The organism is uncultured Tateyamaria sp., from assembly GCF_947503045.1.
Classification (GTDB): Bacteria; Pseudomonadota; Alphaproteobacteria; order Rhodobacterales; family Rhodobacteraceae; genus Tateyamaria.
Window position 1 is genome coordinate 676563 of the sequence record NZ_CANNCF010000001.1, and the last position, 26830, is coordinate 703392.

General features: G+C 63.5%; 28 protein-coding genes. 18 read left to right on the plus strand and 10 right to left on the minus strand.

The genetic code is table 11. From position 1 onward, the window contains the following. The first annotated feature begins 51 nt into the window (after window positions 1-51). From Q1A89_RS03480 to Q1A89_RS03500, 5 genes are all read left to right on the plus strand, one after another. Window positions 52-831: a uracil-DNA glycosylase gene (locus Q1A89_RS03480; RefSeq protein ID WP_299723857.1), complete on the plus strand. Its 780-nt coding sequence runs from the start codon at window positions 52-54 to the stop codon at window positions 829-831. Next, a complete protein-coding gene (locus Q1A89_RS03485) occupies window positions 824-1435 on the plus strand; it encodes a LysE family translocator (protein ID WP_299723860.1) in 612 nt (203 codons plus the stop codon). Before Q1A89_RS03480 ends, Q1A89_RS03485 begins: the two co-directional genes overlap by 8 nt. After that, window positions 1432-1974 carry a molybdenum cofactor biosynthesis protein B gene (moaB, locus tag Q1A89_RS03490; protein WP_299723863.1) on the plus strand — a complete coding sequence of 181 codons (543 nt, stop codon included), beginning with the start codon at window positions 1432-1434 and terminating at the stop codon, window positions 1972-1974. Before Q1A89_RS03485 ends, moaB begins: the two co-directional genes overlap by 4 nt. A 97-nt stretch (window positions 1975-2071) precedes the next feature. Then, the gene (locus Q1A89_RS03495; RefSeq protein WP_299723866.1) at window positions 2072-3529 is read left to right on the plus strand and encodes an HlyD family efflux transporter periplasmic adaptor subunit; all 1458 of its coding nucleotides are present in this window, start codon (window positions 2072-2074) and stop codon (window positions 3527-3529) included. A gap of 3 nt (window positions 3530-3532) precedes the next feature. Then, window positions 3533-7147: an efflux RND transporter permease subunit gene (locus tag Q1A89_RS03500; RefSeq protein ID WP_299723869.1), complete on the plus strand. Its 3615-nt coding sequence runs from the start codon at window positions 3533-3535 to the stop codon at window positions 7145-7147. Window positions 7148-7150: 3 nt separating this feature from the next. Here the strand turns inward: Q1A89_RS03500 and Q1A89_RS03505 are convergent, their stop codons facing one another. Next, complete coding sequence (locus Q1A89_RS03505) at window positions 7151-7963, minus strand: protein-disulfide reductase DsbD domain-containing protein (protein ID WP_299723872.1); 813 nt, start codon at window positions 7961-7963, stop codon at window positions 7151-7153. Window positions 7964-8108: 145 nt separating this feature from the next. Here Q1A89_RS03505 and Q1A89_RS03510 point away from each other — a divergent pair, with 145 nt between their 5' ends. Further along, a complete protein-coding gene (locus tag Q1A89_RS03510; RefSeq protein WP_299723875.1) occupies window positions 8109-8684 on the plus strand; it encodes a YqgE/AlgH family protein in 576 nt (191 codons plus the stop codon). A gap of 72 nt (window positions 8685-8756) precedes the next feature. Here the strand turns inward: Q1A89_RS03510 and Q1A89_RS03515 are convergent, their stop codons facing one another. After that, window positions 8757-9689 (minus strand): L-threonylcarbamoyladenylate synthase, encoded by a 933-nt coding sequence (locus Q1A89_RS03515; protein ID WP_299723878.1) that lies wholly within the window; start codon window positions 9687-9689, stop codon window positions 8757-8759. A 132-nt stretch (window positions 9690-9821) separates the two neighbouring features. Between Q1A89_RS03515 and Q1A89_RS03520 the strand changes: the two genes are divergently transcribed. From Q1A89_RS03520 to Q1A89_RS03540, 5 genes are all read left to right on the plus strand, one after another. Then, window positions 9822-11528 (plus strand): acyl-CoA dehydrogenase, encoded by a 1707-nt coding sequence (locus tag Q1A89_RS03520; protein ID WP_299723881.1) that lies wholly within the window; start codon window positions 9822-9824, stop codon window positions 11526-11528. A 2-nt stretch (window positions 11529-11530) separates the two neighbouring features. Continuing rightward, a complete protein-coding gene (locus Q1A89_RS03525) occupies window positions 11531-12577 on the plus strand; it encodes an MBL fold metallo-hydrolase (protein ID WP_299723884.1) in 1047 nt (348 codons plus the stop codon). Between the two features lie 3 nt (window positions 12578-12580). Further along, window positions 12581-13039: a DUF6173 family protein gene (locus tag Q1A89_RS03530; RefSeq protein ID WP_299723887.1), complete on the plus strand. Its 459-nt coding sequence runs from the start codon at window positions 12581-12583 to the stop codon at window positions 13037-13039. A gap of 89 nt (window positions 13040-13128) precedes the next feature. Next, a complete protein-coding gene (locus tag Q1A89_RS03535; RefSeq protein WP_299723890.1) occupies window positions 13129-13263 on the plus strand; it encodes an aa3-type cytochrome c oxidase subunit IV in 135 nt (44 codons plus the stop codon). Between the two features lie 20 nt (window positions 13264-13283). Next, window positions 13284-13898, plus strand: coding sequence for a hypothetical protein (locus Q1A89_RS03540; RefSeq protein WP_299723893.1), 615 nt, complete (start codon window positions 13284-13286; stop codon window positions 13896-13898). A 156-nt stretch (window positions 13899-14054) separates the two neighbouring features. Here the strand turns inward: Q1A89_RS03540 and Q1A89_RS03545 are convergent, their stop codons facing one another. From Q1A89_RS03545 to Q1A89_RS03560, 4 genes are all read right to left on the minus strand, one after another. Beyond that, complete coding sequence (locus Q1A89_RS03545) at window positions 14055-15674, minus strand: SAM-dependent methyltransferase (RefSeq protein WP_299723896.1); 1620 nt, start codon at window positions 15672-15674, stop codon at window positions 14055-14057. A 37-nt stretch (window positions 15675-15711) separates the two neighbouring features. Beyond that, window positions 15712-15993, minus strand: coding sequence for a hypothetical protein (locus Q1A89_RS03550; RefSeq protein ID WP_299723899.1), 282 nt, complete (start codon window positions 15991-15993; stop codon window positions 15712-15714). A 454-nt stretch (window positions 15994-16447) separates the two neighbouring features. Further along, window positions 16448-16771: an AzlD domain-containing protein gene (locus Q1A89_RS03555; RefSeq protein WP_299723902.1), complete on the minus strand. Its 324-nt coding sequence runs from the start codon at window positions 16769-16771 to the stop codon at window positions 16448-16450. Continuing rightward, on the minus strand, window positions 16768-17502 hold the full coding sequence (locus Q1A89_RS03560) for an AzlC family ABC transporter permease (RefSeq protein ID WP_299723905.1): 735 nt from the start codon (window positions 17500-17502) through the stop codon (window positions 16768-16770). The genes Q1A89_RS03555 and Q1A89_RS03560 overlap by 4 nt, the downstream gene beginning before the upstream one ends. 50 nt (window positions 17503-17552) lie before the next feature. Between Q1A89_RS03560 and Q1A89_RS03565 the strand changes: the two genes are divergently transcribed. The 5 genes from Q1A89_RS03565 (at window position 17553) to Q1A89_RS03585 (ending at window position 22087) form a co-directional block, all read left to right on the plus strand. After that, a complete protein-coding gene (locus Q1A89_RS03565; protein ID WP_299723908.1) occupies window positions 17553-18443 on the plus strand; it encodes a formate dehydrogenase accessory sulfurtransferase FdhD in 891 nt (296 codons plus the stop codon). An 85-nt stretch (window positions 18444-18528) separates the two neighbouring features. Then, window positions 18529-19131: a molybdenum cofactor guanylyltransferase MobA gene (mobA, locus tag Q1A89_RS03570; RefSeq protein ID WP_299723911.1), complete on the plus strand. Its 603-nt coding sequence runs from the start codon at window positions 18529-18531 to the stop codon at window positions 19129-19131. After that, window positions 19128-19619, plus strand: a complete 492-nt coding sequence (gene mobB, locus Q1A89_RS03575; RefSeq protein WP_299723914.1) for a molybdopterin-guanine dinucleotide biosynthesis protein B — start codon at window positions 19128-19130, stop codon at window positions 19617-19619. The genes mobA and mobB overlap by 4 nt, the downstream gene beginning before the upstream one ends. Further along, window positions 19616-21739, plus strand: a complete 2124-nt coding sequence (gene glp / locus Q1A89_RS03580; protein ID WP_299723917.1) for a gephyrin-like molybdotransferase Glp — start codon at window positions 19616-19618, stop codon at window positions 21737-21739. Before mobB ends, glp begins: the two co-directional genes overlap by 4 nt. 24 nt (window positions 21740-21763) lie before the next feature. Continuing rightward, window positions 21764-22087 carry a hypothetical protein gene (locus tag Q1A89_RS03585; protein ID WP_299723920.1) on the plus strand — a complete coding sequence of 108 codons (324 nt, stop codon included), beginning with the start codon at window positions 21764-21766 and terminating at the stop codon, window positions 22085-22087. Here the strand turns inward: Q1A89_RS03585 and Q1A89_RS03590 are convergent. The 3 genes from Q1A89_RS03590 to Q1A89_RS03600 all read right to left on the minus strand — a co-directional run bounded on the left by Q1A89_RS03590 (window position 22084) and on the right by Q1A89_RS03600 (window position 24159). Then, the gene (locus Q1A89_RS03590) at window positions 22084-23097 is read right to left on the minus strand and encodes a hypothetical protein (RefSeq protein WP_299723923.1); all 1014 of its coding nucleotides are present in this window, start codon (window positions 23095-23097) and stop codon (window positions 22084-22086) included. The two genes, Q1A89_RS03585 and Q1A89_RS03590, sit on opposite strands and share 4 nt — an antisense overlap. A 4-nt stretch (window positions 23098-23101) precedes the next feature. After that, window positions 23102-23572 carry a transcription elongation factor GreA gene (gene greA / locus Q1A89_RS03595; protein WP_299723926.1) on the minus strand — a complete coding sequence of 157 codons (471 nt, stop codon included), beginning with the start codon at window positions 23570-23572 and terminating at the stop codon, window positions 23102-23104. A 197-nt stretch (window positions 23573-23769) separates the two neighbouring features. Beyond that, window positions 23770-24159, minus strand: coding sequence for a VOC family protein (locus Q1A89_RS03600; RefSeq protein ID WP_299723929.1), 390 nt, complete (start codon window positions 24157-24159; stop codon window positions 23770-23772). Between the two features lie 74 nt (window positions 24160-24233). On the opposite strand from Q1A89_RS03600, the gene soxR reads away from it, so the two are divergent. Both soxR and Q1A89_RS03610 read left to right on the plus strand, forming a co-directional pair. Beyond that, complete coding sequence (gene soxR / locus Q1A89_RS03605) at window positions 24234-24689, plus strand: redox-sensitive transcriptional activator SoxR (protein ID WP_299723932.1); 456 nt, start codon at window positions 24234-24236, stop codon at window positions 24687-24689. Between the two features lie 99 nt (window positions 24690-24788). Next, the gene (locus tag Q1A89_RS03610) at window positions 24789-26474 is read left to right on the plus strand and encodes a hypothetical protein (RefSeq protein WP_299723935.1); all 1686 of its coding nucleotides are present in this window, start codon (window positions 24789-24791) and stop codon (window positions 26472-26474) included. Here the strand turns inward: Q1A89_RS03610 and Q1A89_RS03615 are convergent. Continuing rightward, window positions 26471-26779 (minus strand): EthD family reductase, encoded by a 309-nt coding sequence (locus Q1A89_RS03615; RefSeq protein ID WP_299723938.1) that lies wholly within the window; start codon window positions 26777-26779, stop codon window positions 26471-26473. The two genes, Q1A89_RS03610 and Q1A89_RS03615, sit on opposite strands and share 4 nt — an antisense overlap. Window positions 26780-26830: the final 51 nt, after the last annotated feature.

The window sequence follows — 26830 nt, forward strand, 5'->3', positions numbered from 1 at the left end:
AGAACAATGAAGCCCATTTTGGTTCCCGCACGAGAGGCGTAGACTGCGGCCATGGAATCGCAAGACTATCATGCCGCCATGGCAGCACTGGCCTGGCAGATCGAGCTTGGCGTCGATGAATGCATCGGGGACGCCCCGATCAACCGCTATGAGGTGCCTGCCGCCGTGGCCAAGCCTGCACCGGTTGCCGCGCCGGCACCCGCTGCGCAGGCCTCCGCCCCGCCTGTGCCCGCGCAAGAGGTGGACGCCGTCGCCATTGCGCGCGCCGCTGCCGAGGCTGCGCAGGACCTTGAGGGGTTGCGCGCTGCCATGGCCGCATTCGAGCATTGCGATCTCAAAAAGGGCGCGCGCAACCTTGTGTTTTCGGATGGGGTACCGGGCGCGCGGGTGATGATCATAGGTGAGGCGCCGGGCCGCGATGAGGACCGCGAGGGGCGTCCCTTTGTCGGGCGGGCGGGGCAGCTTCTGGACCGGATGCTGGGGGCGATCGAGCTGGATCGTGCATCATCCGTTTACATCACCAACGTCCTGCCCTGGCGCCCGCCGCAAAACCGCGACCCCAAGCCGGAAGAGATCGCGATGATGCAACCCTTCCTGCGTCGCCACATCGCGCTGGCAAACCCGGACGTGCTGGTGGTGGTAGGCAATCACGCCTGTCAGGCGCTGCTGGGCAAGCGCGGGATCACCCGGTTGCGGGGCGAGTGGACCGAGGCGGAAGGCAAGCCTGCGCTGCCGATGTTCCACCCTGCTTACCTGTTGCGCACACAGGCGGCCAAGCGCGAGGCCTGGGCGGACCTGTTGTCCCTGAAGGCACGGTTGCGCGATGGTTGATCCGCTGATGTTGCTTGCCTTTGTGCCTGCCGGGCTGGCGCTGAATCTCACACCGGGCGCGGACATGATGTTCTGCCTTGGCCAAGGCCTGCGATCCGGGCCGCGTGCGGCCGTTGCGGCCAGTGCGGGCATTTCGCTGGGCGCCTTTATCCATGCCGGGCTCGCCGGACTTGGCCTTGGCGCGCTGGTGGCCACGGTGCCTGCGGCCTTCGAGGTCATTCGCTGGGTCGGGGTGGCTTACCTCATGTGGCTGGCAGTGCAGGCGCTGCGCCATGCAGGTCAGGTGGGCAATGTGCCCATGTCGACCCCGGCGCGCGCCTTTCGCGCAGGGCTGGTTGTGAACCTCACCAACCCCAAGGTGATCCTCTTCGTGCTGGCCTTCGTGCCGCAATTCATCTCTCCCGCGGCCGGTTCGGTGCTGGGCCAGTTCCTGATTTTCGGCGCTGTGCTGAGCCTTGGCGGTTTCATCATCAACGGGGCCGTCGGCGTCTTTGCGAGCGGCATCGGCCAGCGCCTTGCCCGGGGCAGCCGGGTGCTGGACTGGATCTCGGCCAGTGTCTTTGCGGCCCTCGCCGCCCGTCTGGCCATATTGGAGCGCACATGAGCCGTATCGATGAAAACCTTGATTTCATTGCCGTCCGCATCGCTGTGCTGACGGTCAGCGACACGCGCAGCCTGTCCGAGGACCGCTCGGGCGATGTGCTGGTGGCCCGGCTGGTCGAGGCGGGACATGTGCTGGCCGACCGCACGGTGTTGCCTGATGAGCGGGACCAGATTGCGGACCAGCTGCGCACATGGAGTGACGATCCGCAGATCGATGTGGTGATCTCGACCGGAGGCACCGGCCTGACGGGCCGCGACGTCACGGTCGAGGCGCATCGCGACGTCTATGAAAAGGAAATCGACGCCTTTGGCACCGTGTTCACCATCGTGTCGATGCAAAAGATCGGCACCAGCGCTGTGCAAAGCCGCGCGACGGGCGGCGTGCGCAACGGCACCTACCTGTTTGCACTGCCCGGCAGCCCCGGTGCGTGCAAGGATGCCTGGGACGAAATTCTGGCCCGCCAGCTCGATTTTCGCCATCGCCCCTGCAACTTTGTAGAGATTTTGCCGCGTTTGGACGAGCATCAGCGACGGAAATAGGCCACGCACCCGTAACAGCATTGTTGTTTATGGTGACTGGAAAGACGTTCTACTGTGCTATCTGATAGTTACGGACTGTAGTTGAGATCGTGGATACATGCGTTTCATAAGACAAAGCCTGATCGGACTGGTGCTGGCGGCGGTCACCCTCGGGCTGCTCGGTTTTGCCGTGCATCTCGTCAACAGTGCGGTTCAGGAACGTATTGCGCGCGACACCAGCGCGCCGCCTGCGCGCGAGCGTGTATTTGCGGTTGGTGTGCGCCGGGCCGAGCCGGGCACCGAAACCCCCGTGCTCGAAACTTTTGGCGAGGTCGAAAGCCGTCGTCGCCTTGAACTGCGCGCCGCCGAGTCCGGGCGCATCATCGAACTGGCCGATGGGTTCGAGGACGGTGGTGTGGTCAAAGCGGGGCAGGTGCTGGTGCGCATTGATCCTGCCGATGCCGAGGCGGCGCTGGACCGCGCCAAGGCCGACCTTTTGGATGCCGAGGCCGAAGTGCGCGACGCCGAACGCGGTCTCGCTCTGTCGCTGGACGAACAGGCCGCCGCTCAGGACCAGTCCAACCTGCAACAGCGTGCCTATGAACGGCAGTTGGACCTGGCCGAACGCGGTGTGGGCACCGCCGCCGCGGTCGAGGCTGCCGAATTGGCCGCCGCCGCCGCCCGGCAGGCTGTCCTGTCGCGCCGTCAGGCCGTCACCACAGCAGAGGCCCGCATTGATCAGGCCAAGACCCGGCTGGCCCGCGCCATCATCGCCCAGGGCGAGGCGCAGCGCGCGCTCGATGACACAACCCTGATCGCCCCTTTTGACGGCACGCTCAGCGAAACGGACGTGGTGGCGGGCCGCCTGGCTTCGGCCAATGAAAAGCTGGCCGTGCTGATTGACGCAGACGCGCTTGAGGTCGCCTTTCGCGTCTCGACCGCCCAATATGCCCGCCTCTTGGGCGCTGACGGGCAGGTAATGGCCGCGCCGGTCATTGCGACGCTCGATGTCTCCGGCGTTGATCTGAGCGCGCGGGGGGTGATCAACCGCTCCAGCGCCGGATCGGGCGAGATGCAGACCGGGCGTCTGATATTTGCCCGGCTCGAAGCCGCGCGGGGCTTCAAACCGGGCGATTTCGTCACCGTCACCGTGCAGGAACCGCCCTTGGAAAATGTGGTGCGCCTGCCGGCCTCAGCGGTGGACGCCAGTGACAGGGTGCTTGTGCTGGGCGAAGACAACCGCCTTGAGGCGCTGGATGTGCAGGTCATGCACCGCGAGGGCGACGATGTGCTGGTGCGCAGCCCTGACCTTGCCGGTCGTGACGTGGTCGAGGCGCGCTCGCCCCTGCTGGGCCCCGGTATCTCGGTCCGCCCGCTGCGCCCCGAAGCCGCTGTGATGCCAACGGAACCTGCGATGCTGGAACTGAGCGAAGAGCGCCGCGCCCGCCTGATCGCCTTTGTCGAAGGCAACCAGCGCATGCCTGCCGAGGCCAAGGCCCGCGTGCTGGCCCAACTGGCCGAGGCCCGCGTGCCCGCCCGTATGGTCGAACGCATCGAAAGCCGGATGGGGGGCTAGGCCATGGTCCGCGCCATCCCCAGGGCGGCAGGCGGCTTGCTCAGTTATTTCGTGCGCCACCGCACCATCGCCAACCTGCTTTTGCTGCTGATGCTGGCCGCCGGGATTTCGGCGATGCCCAACATGCGCGCGCAGTTCTTTCCGGACGTGATCATCGACAACGTGACCGTCAGCGTGTCCTGGGACGGGGCAGGGGCCGAAGATGTGGACGCCGCCATCGTGCAGGTGTTGGAACCGGGATTGCTCGCCGTCGAGGGGGTCGAATCTTCGGCCTCCACCTCACGCGAGGGGTCGGGCACGATCACCCTCGAATTCGAACCCGGCTGGGACATGGGCCGCGCGGCGGATGATGTGCAAACGGCCGTCGATCAGGTCAACACCCTGCCCGAGGACGCTGACGAGCCCAATGTGCGACGCGGTGCGTGGCGGGATCGGGTGACGGATGTCGTGATCACCGGCCCGGTCGAGACCCAGCAACTCGGCCTGTTCGCGGACGAGTTGGTTGTCCGCCTCTTTGCCAAAGGGGTGACCCGCACCTCGATCCGGGGCATCGCCGCACCGCAGATCCTGATCGAGGTGCCGTCGCTGCAACTGATCGCCAATGACATCACCATGTCCGAAATCGCCACCGCCATCGCCGCCGAGGTCGACACCGATCCCGCAGGGGACGTAACCGGCGCCAATGCCCGCGTACGCACCGGCACCCAGAAACGCTCGCCGGACGCCATTGGCGGCATTGTCCTGCGCTCGAACCCGGATGGGTCGAAACTGCGCATCCGCGATGTGGCCCGGATCGAACAGCTGGGCGCGGACCGCAACCGCAGCTACTTCGTGGGCGACAATCCGGCAGTGTCGATCCGCGTGGATCGCTCGAACCGAGGGGATGCCATCGAGATGCAGGCGCAGGTGCAGGAGGTCGCCGATGAATTGCAGGCGACCTTGCCCCCGGCTGTCACGGTACAGCTGATCCGCACACGGGCCGAGGCGATTTCGGCCCGCCTCAACATCCTCGTGGACAACGCCCTTGTCGGCCTCGGGCTGGTCGTGGCCCTCTTGTTCCTGTTCCTCAATGCGCGCACCGCGATCTGGGTGGCCGCAGGCATTCCGGTGGCCCTGATGGCGGCCATTGCGCTGATGTATGCGGGCGGGCTGACCATCAACATGGTGTCCCTCTTTGGCCTGATCATCACGCTGGGGATCGTCGTGGACGACGCCATCGTGGTGGGCGAACATGCCGATCACCGCCACCGCGCGCTGGGCGAGCCGCCCGAAGTGGCCGCAGAAAACGCCGCGCGGCGCATGGCCATGCCGGTCTTTGCCGCGACGCTCACCACGGTGATTGCGTTCTTCGGGCTGATCGCGGTGGGGGGCCGCTTTGGCGATCTGATCCGCGACATTCCCTTCACCGTGATCGCCGTGCTGATCGCCTCGCTGATCGAATGCTTCCTGATCCTGCCCCACCACATGGCCCACGCGCTCGCCGCCTCGGGCAAAACCACCTTCAGCCGTATGCGGCTCGCCTTTGCAGTCGGCAGCATCGCAATCCTGATGGCCGTGCTGTCGGGCGCGCTCAGCTTTTTGGCCTGGCCCGACGCGATGGAGGGCTGGCGCAGCGCAGTGCCCTACCTTGCCGCAGGCCCTGCAATTGCCGCGGCCCTGTTCCTGTTGTCACCGCGACGGACCAAGGTCCGTTGGGTCGCCGCAATGGGGCGCAAAGGGCTCGACACGCCCTCGGCCATCATCAACAGCGGCTTTGAATGGATGCGCGAACGCCTGTTCCGCCCCTTCATGGCCGGGGTGATTGCCTGCCGTTATGCGGTCGTGGCAGGCGTCTGCGTGATACTCGCCAGCCAGGTCGCACTGTTTATCCAAGGCGACGTGCAATGGCGGTTTTTCAACGCCCCTGAACGCGGCTCCGTCTCGGGCAATTTCGCCATGGTCGAAGGGGCCAGCCGCGAGGATTCGCTTGCCATGATGCGCGAATTGCAACGCGCGACCGAAGCGCTGGGCGTTGAGTTGGAAGAACGCCACGGGCGCAACCCAATCGACTACGTTATCGCAGAAATCGGCGGCAATGCGGGCCGGGGCCTGTCCGGCACGGACACCAAGGATGCGGACCTATTGGGCGGCATTTCCATCGAACTGATCGATGCCGACCTGCGCCCCTATTCCTCCTTCGCCTTTGTCGCCCAGTTGCAGGACGCGGTGGTCCATCACCCGCTTGTCGAAACGGTCAGCTTTCGCGGCTGGCGGTCGGGTCCCGGCGGCGATGCGCTAGATGTGGAGTTCTTCGGGGCCGACACCGACACGCTCAAGGCCGCCTCCGAAGATCTCAAACGCGCGCTGCTGCAATTCCCCGAAGTCAGCGCGGTCGAGGACAATCTGGCCTATGACAAGGAAGAGTTGATCCTTGATCTCACCCCGCAAGGGCAGGCCCTCGGCTTTACCATCGACATGCTGGGCAGTGCGTTGCGCGCCCGGCTGAACGGGATCGAGGCGGCAACCTATCCCGATGGTCCGCGCAGCGCCGAAATCCGGGTGGAGTTGCCAACGGGCGAGTTGACGGCTGACTTTCTCGACCGCACCCAGATGCGCACGCCCGAAGGTCTCTATGTGCCGCTGGCCGATATCGTGAGCGTGGCCAGCCGCACGGGCTTTTCCACGGTGCGGCGCGAAAACGGTATCCGTCTGATCTCGGTCACCGGCGACATCTCCGAAGACGACCCGGCCCGCGCCACCGAAATCAATCAGACACTTGCCGATGACATCCTGCCCACCATCGCCGCCGAACGTCAGGTGGATTACGAACAGGCGGGCCTGAGCGAGCAGGAGGACGAATTCCTGCGCGATTCCATGACCGGCCTCACGCTTGTGCTGATGGGCATCTATCTCGTGCTGGCCTGGGTGTTTTCAAGCTGGACGCGGCCCATCGTGGTGATGGCAATCATCCCATTCGGCCTTGTCGGCACCATCTATGGGCACGCACTGTGGGATGTACCGCTGAGCATGTTCACGGTTGTCGGCCTACTGGGCATGACCGGCATTATCATCAACGATTCCATCGTGTTGGTGACCACCATCGACCAATATGCCGAAGACCGCGGCCTGTTTCCTTCGATCATCGATGGCGCTGCGGACCGGCTGCGCCCGGTGCTGCTGACCACCTTGACCACCGTGCTGGGTATGACTCCGCTGCTTTATGAAACGTCCCAACAGGCGCAGTTCCTCAAACCCACGATCATCACGCTGGTTTACGGTCTGGGGTTCGGGATGCTGCTGGTGCTGCTGGTGGTGCCTGCACTGGTGGCGATACAGCATGACGTGGCACGCCAGATCAGGGCGATGCGGCGCGGGCTCCGCTCGCCTGCGCCTTCGGTGCGCTGGGGGTTCATGGTGCTGTGGGCGCTGGTGCTGGGCTGGTTCGCGGCCACGATGGGTCACGCGATGGCGCTGGGTCGCTTGCCCGCCGTGCTGCTTCAGGCGGTGCCAAGCATGGCCGAGCGGTCCGCGATGCCCGCGGCACTGATGCTGTTTGTCATGGGCGTTCTGGCCTTGGCGCTGGTGGCCTATGTGCTTGGTGCATTGACGTTTCAAATCGCGCGTCGCCGCGCGGCTTGAGGGTCAGCCCGCGCTGCATCCCCGCACGTCCACCGCATAATTCCCGCCCAGAATCGTGATCCGCACATCCGAGCGTTCGATGCCGAACGCGCCGCCCTTGGGATGGACCATGTCACTGATAGCAACCAGCGTATCGCCCTTGCGCGACGTTCGGGCTTCGCTGATCCAGAGGCCCGGCGTGCCGGTTTCGATCACGGCCACTTCGGTGCCACCAGTATGGGGCAGGGTCACATGCGCTTCGATCTGCATGCCCTGCTCGGTGGGGCTGAGACGGCAAGTGGCGCTTTGCACATCCGCCTCGTCCGCGCTGTAGGGCACATCGGCGAGGGCTGCGACAATGGCCGGGGTCGGGCTGGCATCGGGCGTGTCCAGCAGCGTGTTAATGTCGATTTCGTGCGGGATGCAGATGTCGGCACAGACGCCCAGCGCCATGCGGCCCTGCAGGCGCACCGGCTTGCCCGCGCGGTTGGGTGTCACATGCAACGGGATCACCAACTGCCCCGAATACCCGATCGAGCGCAGGCCGTTCTGATCATAGACCGAAGGGGTAGGCCAGGTGACGGACACTGCGCCCAGATTGCGCGCGCGGCTCCAGTCAAAGGCCGGGGGGATGCCCGCATCGCCGGGGCTGCGCCAATAGGTTTTCCATCCCGGCTCCAAGGTCAGACGCAAGGCGGCGACCCTGCGCCCATCAGGCAGGTCCCACCCCTGTAACACCTCTGAGGTGACGGGGTTTTTGAACGGATCCTGCGCCATGGCGGGCAGGGCGGCGATGCCAAATGCGGCGGCGGTACAGAGGGCGTGCATAGAGGTCATGGCCTCTACATGCCGACTGATGTGATAAAATCCAAGTCACGATCCGGTGCGCGGTGCCCTGCCTGTGTCACTGCTGGCCCTTGTTCCGACGCGCGCCGGGCGGCATTGTAGGCCCATCTGCCCCGAAGCGCACCGCCCGGAGACCATGATGCACGATCCCATTTCGCTGGACCTGACAGGCAAACTGCTGGTTGCGATGCCGGGTATGGGCGATCCGCGCTTTGACCGGTCGGTGATCTTTGTCTGCGCCCATTCCGAAGAGGGAGCGATGGGCCTGATCGTCAACAAGCCCGCCAGCGACGTCGATCTGGGCGCGGTGTTGGAACAGCTCGACATCGAGGTCGATCCCGAAAGCCGCCACATGCCGATCCATATCGGCGGCCCGGTCGAAACCTCGCGTGGCTTTGTTCTGCACTCAACAGAATACCAATCCCGCCTCAAGACGCTGGAAATAAGCGAGAATTTCGGCATGACAGCGACGCTCGACGTGCTGGAGGACATCGCTGCCGGCGACGGCCCACGCGCAGCACTGATCATGCTGGGTTATGCGGGCTGGGGTGCAGGTCAGCTTGAGGGCGAGATTTCCCGCAATGGCTGGCTGACGGTGGATGCGGGCGCTGAACTGATCTTCTCCACCGATGACGATGCGAAATGGGCGGCGGCCTTGGGCACGCTTGGGGTCGACCCGCTGGGCCTGTCGGGCATGGCCGGGCGGGCGTAGACGTCCTTGGGGCTCTGCCCCCGGCGCAGACGCGCCTCCCCCGTGGTATTTCTGGTCAGAAGAAACTGTGAGTCAGCGTGGTGCTGCAGCCCTTTGCAGCCGGTCATTGATCGCCCGACCCAGTCCCGTATTTGGGATTGGTGCAACGGCAATGGGCGCGCCACGGGCGTCCAGCGCGTGCAACTGACCAAAAAGGTTGGCCGCCGCCTCAACCAGATCGCCCCTGTCTGACAGGTTCAAATCACACGGCATCGGGCCAAAGCCCAGCAGCACTTCGCCCGGCTCGGCGTGATCAGCATTCAACCGCAGCGCGGCGTTCGGCGCGTAATGCGAGGCGAGTTGACCGGGGGCCGTGATCTGCTCAGACGCGACCGCCAAAGGCCCGGTGATCGCCTCGATGTCTTCCTGCGCAACGCCACCGGGGCGCAACAGGGCGAGGGGGGTGCCACCGATGATGGTGGATTCAAGGCCCACGCTGCACGCCCCGCCATCCAGCACCGCATCGATCCGCCCCGAAAGGCCTGCCATCACGTGACCCGCCGTTGTCGGGCTGATCCGGCCCGAGGGATTGGCCGAGGGTGCCGCCACAGGGCCGTCAAATCGGGTCAACAGCGCATGGGCCAGCGGGTGTGCGGGCACGCGCAGCGCCACAGTGTCCAGACCGGCCGTGACCAGCGGCGACAGCCCGTGATCCGGGGCCAGGGGGACCACCAGGCTCAGCGGACCGGGCCAGAACGCGTCGGCGACCTTCCGCGTGGCGACATCGAACAGGCCATAGCGCTGTGCGGCTGCAACATCCGCCACATGCACGATCAGCGGGTTGAACGCAGGCCGCCCCTTGGCTGCGTAAATCCGCGCCACGGCCTCTCCGTCACGCGCATCTGCACCAAGGCCGTAAACCGTCTCGGTCGGGAACGCGACCAGACCGCCACTGCCCAGAATATCAGCAGCGGCATTCAACCCGGACGGGTCAGAGACCAAGCGTTGTGTGTCCATTTCACTCATTTCGACCGAGTTGGCCCCCGTGACGCCGCGTTCGAGTTGCGGTAGGCTGCGCAGATTGCATTTATGTTTTCAAAGACGCTCGTTTACGCGCAGCCCCTGCGCTTGCCAAGCCATTACCCGGAGCCTTGCCCCATGCCATACCGCGCCCCTGTTGACGACTATACCTTTCTGTTTGATCACATCGTCGGTCTGGCGCAGGTCATCGCAACCGATCGTTTCGCCGAGGCGACGCCAGACGTGACTGCGGCCATTCTGACCGAGGCGGGCAAGCTGTGCGAAGACGTGGTGGCCCCGCTGCAGCGCAATGGCGATCTGCACCCGGCACATCTGGAAAACGGTGTCGTGCGCACCTCTCCCGGTTACGCCGAGGGCTACAAGGCCATCGCCGAAGGCGGCTGGGTCGGGATGGCGGCGGACCCGGAATATGGCGGCATGGGTCTGCCGATGACCGTCACCAGCGCGGTGAACGAGATGATGAGCGCGGCGTGTTTGTCCCTGCAACTGGCCCCGCTGATGAGCCAGGGCCAGATCGAGGCGCTTGAGCATCACGCCTCCGACGCGATCAAGGATCTCTACCTGCCCAAGCTGATCTCGGGCGCATGGTCGGGCACCATGAACCTGACCGAGCCGCAGGCCGGATCGGATGTGGGCGCGCTGACCTCCAAGGCCGAGGACAATGGCGACGGCACCTACGCCGTGTCGGGCCAAAAGATATATATTTCATGGGGCGACAACGACTTTACCGACAATGTCTGCCATCTGGTTCTGGCCCGCACGCCGGGTGCCCCTGCGGGCACCAAGGGCATCAGCCTGTTCCTTGTGCCGCGCAACATTCCGGACGAAAACGGCAATGCGGGCGTGGCCAACAGCCTCAAAGTGGTCAGCCTTGAGCACAAGATGGGCCTGCACGGTTCGCCCACCTGCGTGATGCAATATGACGGCGCTACCGGTTGGATGGTCGGCGAAGAGGGCGGCGGCATGGCAGCGATGTTCACCATGATGAACAACGCCCGCCTCGGCGTGGGCGGGCAGGGCGTGGGTGTGGCCGAAGGGGCCTATCAGCACGCGCTTGGCTATGCGCTCGACCGCAAACAGGGCAAGACCGAGGGCGAGACCGGCACCATCATCGACCACGCCGATGTGCGCCGGATGCTGATGACCATGCGCGCCGAAACCTATGCCGCCCGCGGCATTGGCCTGATGTGCGCCGTGGCCATCGACATGACGACGGCCACCGGCGATGCCCGCTGGAAATCCCGCGCCGCACTGCTCACCCCCATCGCCAAGGCCTTTGGCACCGATATCGGCAACGAGGTCGCGGCCATGGGCATTCAGGTCCACGGCGGCATGGGCTTTGTCGAGGAAACGGGCGCCGCCCAATTCGCCCGCGACGTGCGCGTGACCACCATCTACGAGGGCACCAACGGCATTCAGGCCATGGACCTTGTGGCGCGCAAGATGATGGATGGCGGCGAGGCCGCAGGCCTGATCATGGATGAAATCGAGGCGGCTGCCGAGGCCGCTCGCGATGTGCTGCCGGACCTGGCCGGGGCCGTCTGGGAGGCCAACGAATCCTTGCGCGAGACTACCGAATGGATGATCGCCCAGAACCACCGTGTCCGCTTTTCCGGCGCCGTGCCCTACCTGCGCGCCTTTGCCCGTGTTCTGGGCGGCCATGTGCACCTGATGTCAGCCGTGGCTGACGCGCAAGGTGCGCGCCGCAAGGTCGCCGAATTCTACATCCACCGCCTGCTGCCCGAACATGCGAGCCTTTTGACGCAAGCCCAGGCGGGCGATTACGACATCTACGCCCTCACCCCCGAAGAGTTCGCGGCCTGAACGTGGCCGATGGAGCGCCCGTCGGGCTGAGATATCCCTGCGCCGACGCGCCAGAGCATGGTAAGGCCATCGAGGTCGCGCCCGGCGTCTTGTGGATGCGCCTGCCACTGCCGATGAAGCTCGATCACGTCAACATCTATGCGCTGGATGACGGTGACGGCTGGACGGTGATCGACACCGGCTTTGCCTCGAACAAGACGCGGGGCATCTGGCGCGATCTGATGGCAGGCCCTTTGGGCGGCAAGCCCATCACGCGCGTTGTCGTCACCCATCACCACCCCGACCACGTGGGCCTTGCCGGATGGCTGCAATCCGACTTCGGGGCCGAACTGATCACCACCCGCACCGCATGGCTGTTTGCGCGGATGCTGACGCTGGACGTGCAGGACGCACCGGTGGCCGAAACGCTCGACTTCTGGCGCAGCGCAGGGATGGATGCAGCCATCTTCGAGCAGCGCAAGGCGGAACGCCCCTTCAACTTCGGTGATATCGTGGCGCCCATGCCACTGGGCTACACCCGCATCAGCCAGGGCCAGAGCATCACCATGGGGGGGCGCACATGGGACATCCATATCGGCAACGGCCACGCCCCCGAACACGCCACTTTCTGGAGCCGCGATGACAATCTGGTGATCGCAGGGGACCAGATCCTGCCCTCGATCAGCCCCAATATCGGGGTCTACGCCACCGAACCCATGGCCGACCCGATTGGCGACTGGCTCGAGGCCTGCGAGCGGCTCAAGCTGCTGGCGCGCGACGATCACCTTGTTTTGGGGGGGCACAAGCTGCCGTTCACGGGGCTGCCCGTGCGCATGCGGCAACTGATCGACAATCATCACGGGGCGCTCGCGCGGCTGATCGACTATATCGACACACCCAAATCCGCCGCCGACTGCTTTGCCCCGCTGTTCAAGCGCAAGATCGGAGAGGGCGAATATGGGCTGGCCCTGGTTGAAGCCGTCGCGCATCTGAGCCACCTTTACCAGATGGGACAGGCCACGCGGACCCGGCGCGATGACGGGGCGTGGCTCTATCAGCGCAAGGGGTAGAACATGGACGACAAGATCAACACAGCCGCCGAAGCCGCCGAGGCCGATGCCATGCCGCGCTGTCACGAGGTGCACAACGACCCCGCCAGGCGCAACATGGCATCCAGTCCCGTGCCCCAATCGGTGAAAAAGACCCCCGCCGCTCAGAAAAGCCCCGCCCAATGGGCCTATGAGCGGATTGTGATGTATCTCAAGAATTTCGAGGAAAACCTCGACAATGAACATGAGGTCGCCATGGGCTTTACCGGTGGGGATGCGGGGGTGCTCAGGATCGAGGGGATGGGCTATTTCGACCCCGATATCGTGACCTTCTATGGCAGCGACCCGGCCGGGGCCAAAACCCAGCTGATCCAGCACGTCACCCAAATGAACGTGATGCTGCGTGCGCTGCCCAAGGCCGTCGAACAGGCCGAGCCCAACCGCATCGGCTTTCGCCTTGTGCAGGACCTTGAAGAAACGTGAAAAGATGGGGCACTCTGTGCGCCAAAGACGCCGTGACAGGGCGGACGCGATGCGCTAAAGCGCGTCAACGGATTTGAAAGGGACGCGACATGGTCGATCACAAGCACGGTGAGATGGAAATCAAGGGCAACGAGAAAACCTTTGACGGGTTCATGAAATGGGTCACGTGGAGCGTGATCGTGATCCTCGTGCTGATCGTGGGCATGGCGATCTTCATCACCTGATCGAACACGGGGTGCGGTCCATGTCTGTGATGCGTCTGGGGGCAGCCTTTGTGCTGCTGGTACTGGTTGCGGCCTGTGCCCAACCCCCTGCGGTGCCCTATGCGTCGGATGAACGGGTGGCCGCGTCGGCCTATCGCGCGCCGGGGCCGAACACCTTCACCATCTTCACCATGGTCAGCAACCGCAACGGCAAGGGCGCTCATTCATCCCTGATGATCAATGGCAGCCAGCGGGTGATCTTTGACCCCGCCGGGTCCTTCGTGAACGAGCGCGTGCCCGAGCAGGAAGACGTCCTTTACGGTGTCACCCCCGCCGTACTCGCCGGATACAAAAGCGCGCACGCGCGCAGCACCTTCCACGTGGTCAGCCAGACTTTTGAGGTGACCCCCGAACAGGCGGCCATCGCCCTGCGCCTCGCCACAACCAACGGTGCCGTCCCACGCGCCTTCTGCACAAGTGCCACAACCGGCCTGCTGCGCCAGGTCCCCGGCTTTGCCGACATCGACCAGACGATGTTCCCGACCCGGTTGATGGAGCAACTGGCCGCACGTCCCGGCGTGGTCGAAGAAAAGTACTTCGAGGACGACGAAGGCGGCATTCTTGAAGGCGTCGAAGGGATCGTGCTGCCCGATTGAGGGCGGTTATGCTCCTCACCTGTTGGATGCACGAAGGCGTCAGTTGTGCGGGACAAACCCGCCCCTACGCTCATCTCGGATGAAAGCGGCAAAGCGCGACCGGTTCGACCACGCCGACAGCCCCCCTCAAATACCCAAGCCGCGTGACGGTGCGCACTACCCTTGAGGTATTGCGTCAAGCTGGCGGAACCTGTTCACCTCATGCAGCAACTGCTTGCGCGCAGTTTCATTGATGCGCAGCAAAATGCGGTCTTGTTCGGCCAACAGGTCCTCGCGCAAATCGCCGGATGTGTCATAGGCAAACCCGTCAGCGACAGAATGCAATGCGCCTGCCGTGTCCTCCAGCTTGCGGCGCAAGGTTGCAAATGACAGATGCGTCTGGGGATCCTTGGGGTTCAGCTCAACCGAGCGCCTGAACGCCGCCTCTGCGTCTTGCAGGCGATCAAGGCCCATCAACGCCTCGGCCTTGGTGCGCCAGAGGCCCGGAGCGAACGGGTTTATGTCCAACCCCTGCTCCACCAGCGTCATCGCATTGGAATATTCCTCGTTCGCAACCAGAAGATAGCCCGCCACCTCTTCCAGCAGGGCCCAGTTGCGGGGCTGAAATTCCAGCGCCTTGGCATAAAGCTTGCGGGCCTTCTCAAACAGGCGGGCACGCAGGAATTCGCGCGCGGTTTCAATAGGCAGGTTGAACGCGCGGTCCCTTATGTTGCCGTAAATCAGATCAACCTTTTCGGACAGATCAGGACACTCCGGCGTCGCGATCATTCGGGTATGGACTGATGGCCCGTCTTCTTCAGGGGCAAAAAGCTGGACGTCCGAACGATCGGTAAAATACTGATCGACCTGATAAAAATTCAAACCATGCGCGATTGTGCCGCCATAGAACTGAAACTCGACCTCTTCCGAGGGGTCCAGAGGTGCGGCGTGACCATAATCACTGACAATCATGCCGCCACCGGGGCGCAGTGCGGCCAGACAATGGTTGATGCAGATCAGCGCGCCATAGGAATGCAATGTCGGACGGCTTTCGCCGCCGGTATCGCGGGGCAGGGACTCCGGCAAAATCAGGTCGCTGTCCTGAATTTTGACGTAGCGGGTTTGCAGCGCCAATTTGGACAGGATGTCAGGGATCGCCAGTGGATCGAAGGACGTTTCCCCCGTCACCAAGGCCTTGAGGCGCGCCAAGTCATCCGGGTTCTTTTCAGTGTAGACTGTGCGCGTTTCCAATCGCCAGCGTTCGGTGTCGTTCACCGCGAGGATGTCAAAAGACAGACTGTCCAACAGATATGTGGCGAATGCGAAATCCATGATCCCGGACAGTTCTGCCGGCCACGCCTGTTCCGCGTTCAGGTTGACCCGCGTGACCCGTTCGCTGTGCGCATCCAGAACGCCAAACGCCTTTTGCGAGTCCAGAATGCTGTCGGCCCCGTCTGTCGCGAAATATCGGCAGGTTTCATAGACGTGCGGCGCGAAGGTTTGCAAACGGTCAAGAAACAGCTTGGCAAAGAGGCCAGAGCCGGACCCAAGCTCAAGGAACCTGTACCCCCCCTCTGGCGGATCGCGATCCGCGATTGCGCTGAGGACGATATCGACCGCGTCTTCGGACAGACGACCATTTGATGTTGCCGTGTGCGGCACTTCGAAATTGAGAAATGCCTCCAGCCCGGTTTGTTGCCACTTGGCGCGCGACAACTGCAACAGGGCGGTGTCCCAAACGGGACCAAACGGTTCTAGGGGGCTGCCGGATTTCGCCCCTTTTGCCAGTATTTCCACAGGTGAAATGTGTTTTGCGTCGTTTGCACCAGCGGCATCACTTGTGCTTTTTGTCATACGCTTTCAACGCTTGGTCGACCATTTTCAGCATGCTTTTCTTCTGCACTCTGGGGTCAAGGTGTTTGGACGCCTTCTTGGCGGTTTTGTCGAATTTCTCGAACCGGCCCTCAAGCATCTGGATGCGCCGACCCCAGATATTTCGGTCGGCATCCATCTGATGCACTTTCTTGGCAAGGCCATCCAGTGTTCGGTTCAGGTCGTTAATGAGCCGAGTCAGGCCCCGTTCCAACTCATCAACGCGTTTATCAATTGCTGCCATCAGGACACCCGGTTTTTTTTGTAAATTCTCAGTACGTACAAGTCTGGTCGTGCATAATATTGCGTTGGAAATTACAAAAGTGACGGACACAAAGCAAGAAACTTCAGTTGTGTGTGCCCCGCGGGATCACGACGCTAAGCCTCCGGTCTCCAAAGCGCGCCTTGTTCCCGCGCTCCATTTCAATCGACCCTGCAGCATTGGTCAGACCCGGGTACAACCTGTGAAACGCTTCGTTTGAGCCGGACGGAAGGTATGGGGTCAGAGCTGACTTTGGTGCATCGTTCCAGAGCCGAAACGCACATTCCAAACGCTGCAGCATGACGGATAATAGCTGCCGGATCGAAGTGCCGATTCTAAACAAACGGTTAAACCGCCTCTGTAAGTCATTGAAATCTCTTGTTCCGCAAGCTGTCCCAGCGTGGGACAGGGCCATGGCGTGACGTCCGTCGCGCACCTATCCCAGCAAGTAAACCGAAACAAACAGCGCCGCCGCCCCGGCTCCGATGGCGGCGAAAACATTGCGGGTCCAGATGCCGACGCCAAGGGTGACCAACGCTGCCAGCACGCGGGTCGGGTCGGTGCCGCCGTCCTCTCCGGAATAGACCACCAGTGGGGCCACCAGCGCGGGCAGGATCGCCACGGCCGTATAGCGCAGGTGCCGCACCAGCCACGCGGGCAGGGGGCGGTCTCCGACAAATCCGAGAAAAGCAAAGCGCAGCAGGAAACTGCCGATGCCAAGGCCGAAGATGACCAGCCAGAGCGTGCTTTTGTCGATCATGTGTCGCCCTCGTCGCGCGCCAGCATCGGTTCGGTCTTGAGCCACAACTCCGCCTGCGCGCCCGCCATCATTCCCGCCAGCCCGGCCACGATCAGGCCCAGAGAATAGGGGATCGCCACACCCAGAAGGGCCACGATCACCGCCACGCCCGCCGCGATCAGGTGGGGCAGGGTGCGCATCATCGGTGCCACCATCGACAGAAACGCAATCGGCAGTGCGAAATCGAGCGGCAGTCCCGCAGGCAGCGTGGTGCCGATGGCGGCCCCCGCATAGCTCGCCCCGAACCACACGATCATCACCAACAGGCAGGTGCCGAAATAATAGCCCATGCGCTGAGGGACGGTCATGCTTGCGTCTTCCTCGAACTTCGCATGGCTGAGCGCATAGCTTTGATCCACCAGCAGATAGGCCGCAAAAATGCGCTGCCACAGCGGTGCGCGACCCAGATAAGGAGTCAGGGCAGCGGAATACATCGCCACCCGCAGGTTCACAGCGAGGGCCGACAGCAGCACGATCACGGTGGGGGCCTGATCCTGCATCAGTTGCAGGGCGGTGAATTGCGCCGCCCCCGCGATCACCACGAGGGAAAAGCTCATGACTTCGAACACGCTCAGGCCCGCTTCGGTTGCAAGCACGCCAAACAGCAGGGCAAAAGGCCCGGCAACAGCGATGAACGGGGCGCCGTCGCGAACGCCCGCCCAAAAGGCGGATTTGGTGGTGGTGAAGGGCATGAGGGGGCCTTAGATTGGATTCAACTAGGATTAGCTGTCCGGCAAAGGGGATGCAATTGGCGCAACAAGGTGACAACGGCGATTATCTGATTGCGCCTGATCCGAAGGCAGTGCGGTTGACGCGGACCGTGACCGGCTTTGATCACACAGGGGCCGCCACCGAGATTGCTGTGATCGAGGAACGCCCACTCACCATTTTCCTCAACGGGCAGGAGATCGTGACCGCCATGACCATCGGCGACTATCCCGACTACCTCGCCCTCGGATTCTTGCGCAATCAGGGGATGCTGGGATCGGGCGATGTCGTCACGGGCGTCGACTATGACGAAGAGCTTGAGACGGTGGTTGTGCGCACTGAGGCCTCCACCAATCACGAGGAAAAGCTGAAGAAAAAGACCCGCACCAGCGGCTGCGCGGTGGGCACCGTGTTTGGCGACATGATGGAGGGGCTTGACGGGCTGACCCTGCCTGCCACGCCCGTGCGCACTTCTGACCTTTACGCGTTGGCGGCGACCATCAACCGCACGCCCTCGCTCTATCTCGAGGCCGGGGCGATCCATGGCACCGTGCTGTGTCAGGGCAACCGTCCACTGGTCTATATGGAGGATGTGGGCCGTCACAACGCGGTCGATAAAATCGCGGGCTGGATGATGTCGACGGGCACTGAGGCCGAGGACAAGATCCTTTATACCACCGGTCGCCTGACGTCCGAGATGGTGATCAAGACGGCGATGATGGGTATTCCTGCGCTGGCCTCGCGGTCCGGCTTTACCGCCTGGGGGGTGGAGATCGCACGTGAGGTGGGCCTCACGCTGATCGGCCGGATGCGGGGGCAGCGGTTCGTCTGTCTGAGCGGAGAGGACCGATTGGTGCGCGATGCGGACCCAACCGCCGTGCCCGAGGATGCGGCCAGGCATCGGCGCAAAGGGGCAAGGGCATGAGCCTTTGTCGCGCGGGCGTTTTCTTGAACCAAGAAAATGGACAGAAACATTCGCATTTTCCTGACCATTTGGCCGGCGGTGCGCCATGACTCCACCGCTGGGCGTGATCCTTGCCGGGGGGCAGGCCACCCGGATGGGCGGTGGGGACAAGGGGCTTTTGACCCTCGGCGGCGACACCCTGCTTGGCCATGTGATTGCGCGGCTTGACCCACAGGTGGCGGGCCTCGCGCTCAATGCCAACGGCGATGCCGCGCGCTTTGCCGGCCTGGGTTTGCCTGTGATTGCCGACAGTGTGCACGGGTTCGCAGGGCCCCTTGCCGGGGTGCTCGCCGGCCTCGATTGGGCTGCCGAACAGGGCGCCGAATCCATTGTGACCGCGGCCGCCGACACGCCGTTCTTTCCCTGCGATCTGGTGCCCCGCCTGCAACTGGCGGCCGAAGGTATGAACCACCCGCTCGCGCTTGCCGCCACGCCGGACCCCGGGCGCGGGCAGGCGCGGCACCCGACCTTTGGCCTTTGGCCCGTGGCCTTGCGCAATGATCTGCGTGCGGCCCTTGAAAGCGGCGTGCGCAAGGTCGTGCAGTGGAGCGACCGACACGGCGCGCAACTGGCCAGCTTCCCGGACGAGGCGGCCTTTTTCAACGTCAACACGCCGGACGATCTGACCCGGGCCGAGGCGATGCTATGAGGCTTTATGGCGTGGTTGGCTGGAAGAATGCGGGCAAGACCGGCCTGATGGAGCGGCTGGTGACCGAGATCGCGGGGCGAGGCCTGACGGTTTCCACGATCAAGCACGCCCATCACAGCTTTGACGTCGACCAGCCCGGCAAGGACAGCCATCGCCACCGCGTTGCGGGTGCGTCCGAGGTGCTGCTGGCGTCGGCCAACCGCTTTGCACTGATGCATGAGCTGCGCGGGGGGGATGAACCGACGCTGAGCGATCTGCTCGCCCGGTTGTCGCCAGTCGATCTGGTGCTGGTCGAGGGCTATAAACGCGACGCCCATCCCAAGGTCGAGGCCCATCGCGCAGCGACCGGCAATGCACTGATTGCGCCGGATGATCCGACAATCCGGGCGGTGGCGAGTGACACGCCGCTGGATCTGGACCGTCCGGTTTTCGATCTGGACGACACGCGTGCGGTTGCGGATTTCATACTGGCGGAGGTGGGGTTGTGAGCGGGTTTGACACGATCCTCGTGGTGGATTGGTCCGCCGCGAAAGGGCGCAAACCTCGCCCGACCAAGGATGCCATCTGGATCGGCATCGCGCGGGACGGCGCCGAGGTCGCGCCCGAATTCCTTCCCACCCGCGTTGAGGCCGAGGCGCGCATTGCCGCCCTTTTGACATCCGAACAGGCGGCGGGGCGTAGGGTTCTGGCCACGTTCGACTTCCCTTTTGGCTACCCCGCTGGATTCGCCCGCCATGTCACGGGCCGCGACGATCCTTACGCCGTCTGGGATTGGATCAGCGCGCGGATCACGGATTCGGAGCTGGGCGACAACAACCGATTTGACGTCGCCGAGGAACTGAACGCCCTGTTTGACGGGCACGGGCCCTTCTGGGCGAAACCCAACAAGATGGACTGGCCGGGCATCCCCTTTCGCAAAGAAGGCGTGACCTTTGCCCCGATGGCCGAGCGACGGACATGCGACGTGGTGGCCAAGGCAGCCTCGAGCTGTTTTCAGCTTTTCAACCCGCCCACGGTTGGCGGGCAGATGCTGATGGGCCTGCCGATGCTGAACCGGCTGCGACAGAAGCCGGGGGTTGCGGTCTGGCCTTTTGATCGCTGGCAGGACGCGCGGGTGGTGCTGGCCGAGATCTGGCCGGGTCTGATCGAACCCGTGGTCAAGGCGGAACTGGCTGCGGCCGGGCCGGACGCGATCCGCGACCGCGAGCAGGTGCGCTTGCTGGCGCTGGCGCTGGCCCGTATGTCTGCCGGTGCGCTGCATCAACTGATGTCGGAACTGCCCGCTGTGGCCCGTGAAGAGGCGTGGATTCTTGGGGCCGGTCACGTGGACCAACTGTTGGGTGATCCGGGACCCAGCACCGGCCCACCTCCCCTTAAAAACGACTGTTTCGCCTTGCCGCCGGGTGTGGACTGGACACCCGTTGATGACGCGCTGGCAGACCTCAAGTCACGCCTGGGCCCGGTTGTGGGGGTCGAGGACAGACCCGTATCCGATGCTTTGGACCGTGTTTTGACAAATGAAATCCGCGCCCTGCGCGCCCATCCGCCACTGCCCAACACGGCGGTGGATGGCTATGGTTTTGCTGGCGGGCGCAAGGACGGCGTGCACCGCTTGCCCCTGATGGACAGCCCCATGACGGCAGGGCGGGCACCGGACTTTGCGGTGCCTGCGGGCCATGCCGTGCGTATCCTCACCGGCGCGGCGCTGCCTGCGGGTGTGGACACGGTGGTGCTGCAAGAGGACGTGACACTGGACGCCGGGCACGTCTCCTTTCGCGGCCCCGTCAAGGCGGGCGCGAACACCCGCGCGGCGGGCGAGGATGTCACCGCAGGAGGCCGGGTTGCGAGCGCCGGGCGGCGGTTGCGACCTTCGGACCTCGCGCTGCTGAGTGCGGTGGGTGTCGGCTCTGTTTCTGTGTATGCGCGCCTGCGGGTCGGCGTGCTCTCTACCGGGGACGAGTTGGTCGCCGCTGGAGGCACGGCAGGGCCGGGGCAGATATTTGATGCCAACCGGCCTATGTTGCTTGGCCTGATCACGCGCCTAGGACATGTGGCTGTGGACCTCGGGCATGTGCCAGATGACCGCGCCGCGCTGTCGGACCGGCTGGATGCAGGGGCAGGAGACGTTGACGTGATCCTGACCAGCGGTGGCGCGTCGGCAGGGGACGAAGACCACGTGTCCGCCCTGCTCAATGACGCCGGGGCCATGGCGCTTTGGCGGATCGCGATCAAGCCGGGACGGCCCTTGGCGCTGGGGATGTGGCAAGGCACGCCGGTCTTTGGACTGCCGGGCAATCCGGTGGCGGCGATGGTCTGCACGCTGGTCTTTGCCGCGCCCGCATTTGCTCAGATGGCCGGGGCCGGGTGGTCAGAACCGCAAGGGTTCGACGTGCCCGCCGGGTTCGAGAAACGCAAAAAAGCCGGGCGGCGCGAATACCTGCGTGCGCGGATGCGGGATGGCCGGGTCGAGGTGTTTGCCTCTGAAGGGTCAGGGCGGATCAGCGGGTTGTACTGGGCCGATGGGCTGGTGGAATTGCCCGATGGCGCGCTGCATGTGCGCCCCGGTGATCTGGTGCGCTACATTCCATGGAGCGGGTTTGGGGTGTGAGCCAATGAGCAAAGGGCAAGGCACGTGACGGATAAATCCAAAATCTTCCTTTTGTCGAGCGCCGTCCGGGCAGCGCCGCCGAATGACGATTGGAAGATCATTTGGGGCTGTCAGGAATTTGACGGAAACCCGGGCTTTTACGTGGAAAAAAGCGTGGCCAACTTTTCAATGAAAAACCTGCGCACCATGTTTTTTGCCACTGCCCCCAAAGGGTCCCACCGTTACAGATTTGATGTATATGAACTGACAAACGACGCAGGGCAGGTGATCAAGGCGGCCAGTTGCGAGGTCAGCAACGGAGTCTGGGCAAGCGCCATTTGGGATCCGCTGCCTACAGGTGTGGTTTAGTCAAACGTCCCCGCTACACGGCCCAGTAGCATGAAGGCGCGCGCGGTGCGGGTGTCGCTGAGGGCGGCGATTTCGGCATCTGTTGCGGTTTCGGCAAAGCCCGAGATCGTCTTGTCAAAGCGGCGCAGGAAATGGTGCGCAGCATCGCGAAAGATCGGGTCCTGCTTCATCCGCCCAGCCGTCAATGCCAGTGACGAGCGGTCGCGCACCCCGCCAAGGGCTGCGACGGGGCGACCGCGCGCGCCGTTGGCGAACTGGCGCCAAATTTCGGGGCGGGCGCGGTCGGGGCGCAGGTCGTCCATGTAGATGCCGTCCTGACTGAGCAGCGTCAGGATGTCCTGCGCGGCCTGCACCAACTGGGCGGTGTTGCGGTCCCGCATGGCCTTGCGCAGGGCGGCAAAGCCAACCTCGTCATCGGTGGTTTCAGGAAAATTGAGGGCGCGGATGAAATCCTCGACCGGCAGGGGCGGTGCCATGTCTTCGGCGCTGGTGCCAAGGGCGAGGGCGGGTTGGTCGCCGCTGTCCACGGGGGCTGCCGCCGGGCGCGGCGCATGATCGGCCTCGCGCCGGGTCTGGAAGGTGGCAAGGGCCGTTTCGGTCTTGCGCGTCGCGGCAGCGATTTCGTCCAGCTTGCGTGCCACCGAGGGTTCCCTGGAAACATTGCTGCCCTGTTGTTGGGCGATATAGGCCTGACGGATGGCGTCGATTGCGGCCTGCAGGCGCTGACTTTCCTCGCGCATGACGCGGGATGAGCGCGCCGCGGTGGCCGCGACCCAGATCATAGCCACAGGCATGAACACGGCCAGCATGGTGATGAGAAAGCGCAACCCCTCGGCGCCGGTCGTTTCAGCCCCTGTGTCGGACAGCAAAAAGAACGCAGCCGCCCCCAACAGCCAGAACGCAGACAGGAGCAACGCCACCACCTCGATCGAGGTGACACCGGCCTGACGGGGCTTGTCATAGATCCCGAGCGGGGTCGGGCGGGACGGGGGATTGGGTTTGTCGGCCATGGCCTCAGCTATAGCTGATTTTCAGCACTTCATAGGACTTTTCACCGCCCGGAGTGCGCACCTCGACGCTGTCGCCCTCTTCTTTGCCGATCAGGGCCCGTGCGATAGGCGATTTGATGTTCAAAAGTCCCTTTTCGATGTTGGCTTCGTATTCGCCAACGATCTGATAGGTCTTTTCCTCATCCGTGTCCTCGTCCACCAGCGTGACCGTGGCCCCGAACTTGATCGCGCCTGACATCTTGGACGGATCAATGACATCTGCCAGCGAAATCACACCCTCAAGCTCTTTCACGCGGCCCTCGATAAAGGACTGCTTTTCCTTGGCCGAATGGTATTCGGCATTTTCGCTGAGGTCACCGTGTTCGCGCGCCTCGGCGATCGCCTTGATGATGGCGGGCCGCTCAACGGTCTTGAGTTGCTTGAGCTCTGTTTCCAGAGCCTGAGCCCCTGCGCGGGTCATTGGAATTTTTTCCATGGGCGTCGTCCGGATAAGGTGCGGCGGCCCCGGTTGGGAGCCGCCGATACATAATATGGGGTTTACCTGACCCAATGGGGCGGGGGAATGCAAGCGGATTTGATCGCTACGCCCAAGTGGAGAAGGAGGTGTTGGGGGCTCTGCCCCCGGCCTGCGGCCTCCCCCGGGATTTTTTGAAATCAGAGAAGCAGGGGTGCTTAGTCGTATTGCACGATCTCGTATTCGATCCCGTCATGGTCGTGGAAGTAGAACCGCTGGCCCGGTTCGTAGTCGTAATGCTCGCCGGGTTCGAAGCCGGTTTCCGCCACACGCGTGCGCATCGCGTCGATGTCGTCCACCACCACGGCAATGTGGTTGAGACCGCCCTTGGTGGTGTAGTTGTCTTCGCGCGCCTTCAGCCCGCCGGCCTTTGGTACATAAAGTGCGAGGTAGCGGTCGTCGGTGCCCACATGGACGGAATATCCGACCTCGCGTGATCCGCCTGTCCAGCGCACATGCCAGCCAAATAGATCGCACATCCATTTGGCGGTCGCATCGGGGTCGGTGACGGTAAAGTTGGTGTGTTCAAGCTGTGCGGTTGCGCTCATTTCGACTTTCCTTTCGTGGTTGATAGAGGCAGTGTCCCACCTCAAGTCACCTTGAGGTCAAGAGGTTTTTTTTCATGTCCGCATCCGAAGGTCTGAGCATCGGGGAAATTGCCGCGCGCACGGGGTTGGCCGTGTCCGCGATCCGCTACTACGAGGCCGAAGGTCTGATCGCACCCTGGCGCAATTCCGCCGGGCGGCGCCGGTTTCAGCGCGCCGACATCAGGCGGCTGAGTTTCGTGATGATTGCGCAGCAGTTCGGGTTCACGCTGCCCCAGATCCGGGTCGAACTGGATCGCCTGCCGCGCCATCGCGCGCCGACCAAGGCCGATTGGACCCGCATCAGCCAGACCTTTCGCACCGGCCTCGACACCCGCATCGCGCGGCTGGAACGCCTGCGCGACACGTTGGACGGCTGCATTGGCTGCGGTTGTCTGAGCCTTGAGGCCTGCGCCCTTTACAACCCAAAGGACCGTGCCGCCGCGCGTGGCACCGGGCCACGCTATCTGATGGGGGATTCGCCCGACATGTAGGCGAGGTCCACGCGCATGGCGGGAAAATCTTGATCGGACGCCGCGCCCGGTCTAGCCTTTGATCATATTGATTTCGATTTTGATTTTGGAGATTTCGGCATGGTCAAGAGTGCGGATATGCGCTGGTTCAAGGAGACGTTCTGGTCTGAGCTGACCGCGGCGACGAACGGCACGGTGTTTGACCCCGACATGCTGAGCGCCATCGCCTGCCAGGAAACCGGCAGCCTTTGGGCACCGATGCGCAATAAGGGCCTGTCGCGCAACGAAATTGTGCGCCTGTGCTGTGGCGACACGCTGGATGCCCCAAACCGCAACGCCTTTCCCAAGACCCGCGCCCATCTTGAGGCAGTGCCGCGCGGGGCCGAGATGTTTGCCATCGCCCGCAATGCGCTGCTCGAGATGTCCGAACATGTGCCGGGCTACGGCTTTGCCAAGACCCGGAAAAGCAAGTTCTGCCATGGCTATGGCGTGTTCCAGCTGGACCTGCAGTTTTTCAAACAGGATCCGGATTATTTCCTCGAACGCCGCTACGAGCAGTTTTCCGAAACGCTGGCCAAGGCGCTGCGCGAGTTGCTCTCGTGCCAGAAAAAGCGCGGGTTGCAGGACCGGAGCGCGATCACGGATTTCGAGTTCTGCACCATTGCGATCACCTATAACACCGGGCGGTTTCGGCCCAACAGGGGGCTGAAACAGGGCCATTTCGATGGCGCCAAACACTATGGCGAACACATCAACGACTATCTCGCGCGGCTGCGCACCATTGCGGTGCCGGACGGGCCTGCGGTGGTGGTGCCCGACGAGGGACGTGCGGTCGTGGCCCCGCCGCGTCTGCCCGAGGCCACTGGACCATGGCTGCGGGTGGATACGATGTCGACCTCGTTGCGGCTGCGCCGCGCCCCCGAGATCAGCGATCCCTTGACCAAGAACGTGGTCGCCGAATTGCCCGATGGCTGGCCGGTGCGCGCCTTTCGGCCACGCGCCAGGGGCGGCTTTCGCGAGGTTGAGGCGTCGCTGTCGGGTACCGTGTTCCGTGGCTTTGCCTCGGCCGAGTTCCTGACGGACGCCACGCCCGTTGCCCCGCTGGAACCTCCGGCCAAACACGATGTCGAACCGGTTTGGATGCCGCGCAAATCGGCAACCATGACCAAACGCACTGCGCAGGCCAATGCCCATTCGCTGAATGAACCCGGCATGCCCGGTCGGGGCGGGACGTCTCCGGACGCGCTGCGCCAAAGCATCCATGACGTCATCGCCTTTCTGAACCCCGAGAATGTCGCCCGCCACGCCCGCTATGCGCCGCGCGGGCGGCTGACCTTTTGCAACATCTATGCCCATGACTTTTGTGCGCTATGTGGCGTGTACTTTCCCCGGGTGTGGTGGATGGACGGAGCGCTGGCCGCCATCGCGCGCGGCGAGGAGGTTGTGCCATTCTACGGCAACACCATTCAGGAAATGCGCGCCAATGCCCTGTTTCGCTGGCTCGCCGATTACGGCCCGACCTTTGGCTGGCAACGGGCGTCAAACGCAACCGAATTGCAGAACCACGCCAATCTGGGCGCCGTCTGCCTGATCATCGCGCGACGCAAGACCGAGGGCGCCTCCGGGCACGTGTCGATGGTGGTGCCCGAAACCGAAACCCACCGCGCCCGGCGTCTGCCCGGCGGCGAAGTGTCAGCACCCCTGCAAAGTCAGGCAGGGTCGCGGAATTTCAACTACGATGCAGGCCGCACCGACTGGTGGAAGGCCGACAAGTTTGCCGACAGCGCCATGTGGGTCCACCCCTAGTCGTAAACCTGCCCGATCAGTATCTGCGGCGCGACGTTGGTGAATTTCGGAATGTCGGCAAGAACGGGCCCCGAAGCCGCCATCGCCGCATCCAGCGCGGCCTGATCTGCAAAGACCATTGTGGCAATGGCGTGAAAGGCAGGCGCCGTGTCCGGCCCGCCCGCGATGCCCTTGGCCACCACCTTGTTCTGGATGTACGCCCCCATATGTTCGCCCACGAGACCCATATGTGTGGTCGCGTAATAGGCGTCATCGAAATGGGTTCCTTCGGCGATCGGATAGAGAACTTGCAGCGTGACTGGCATGGGGAATGCTCCGTTGAGTGAGGGTCAGATATGGGTATTTGCCTGACACAT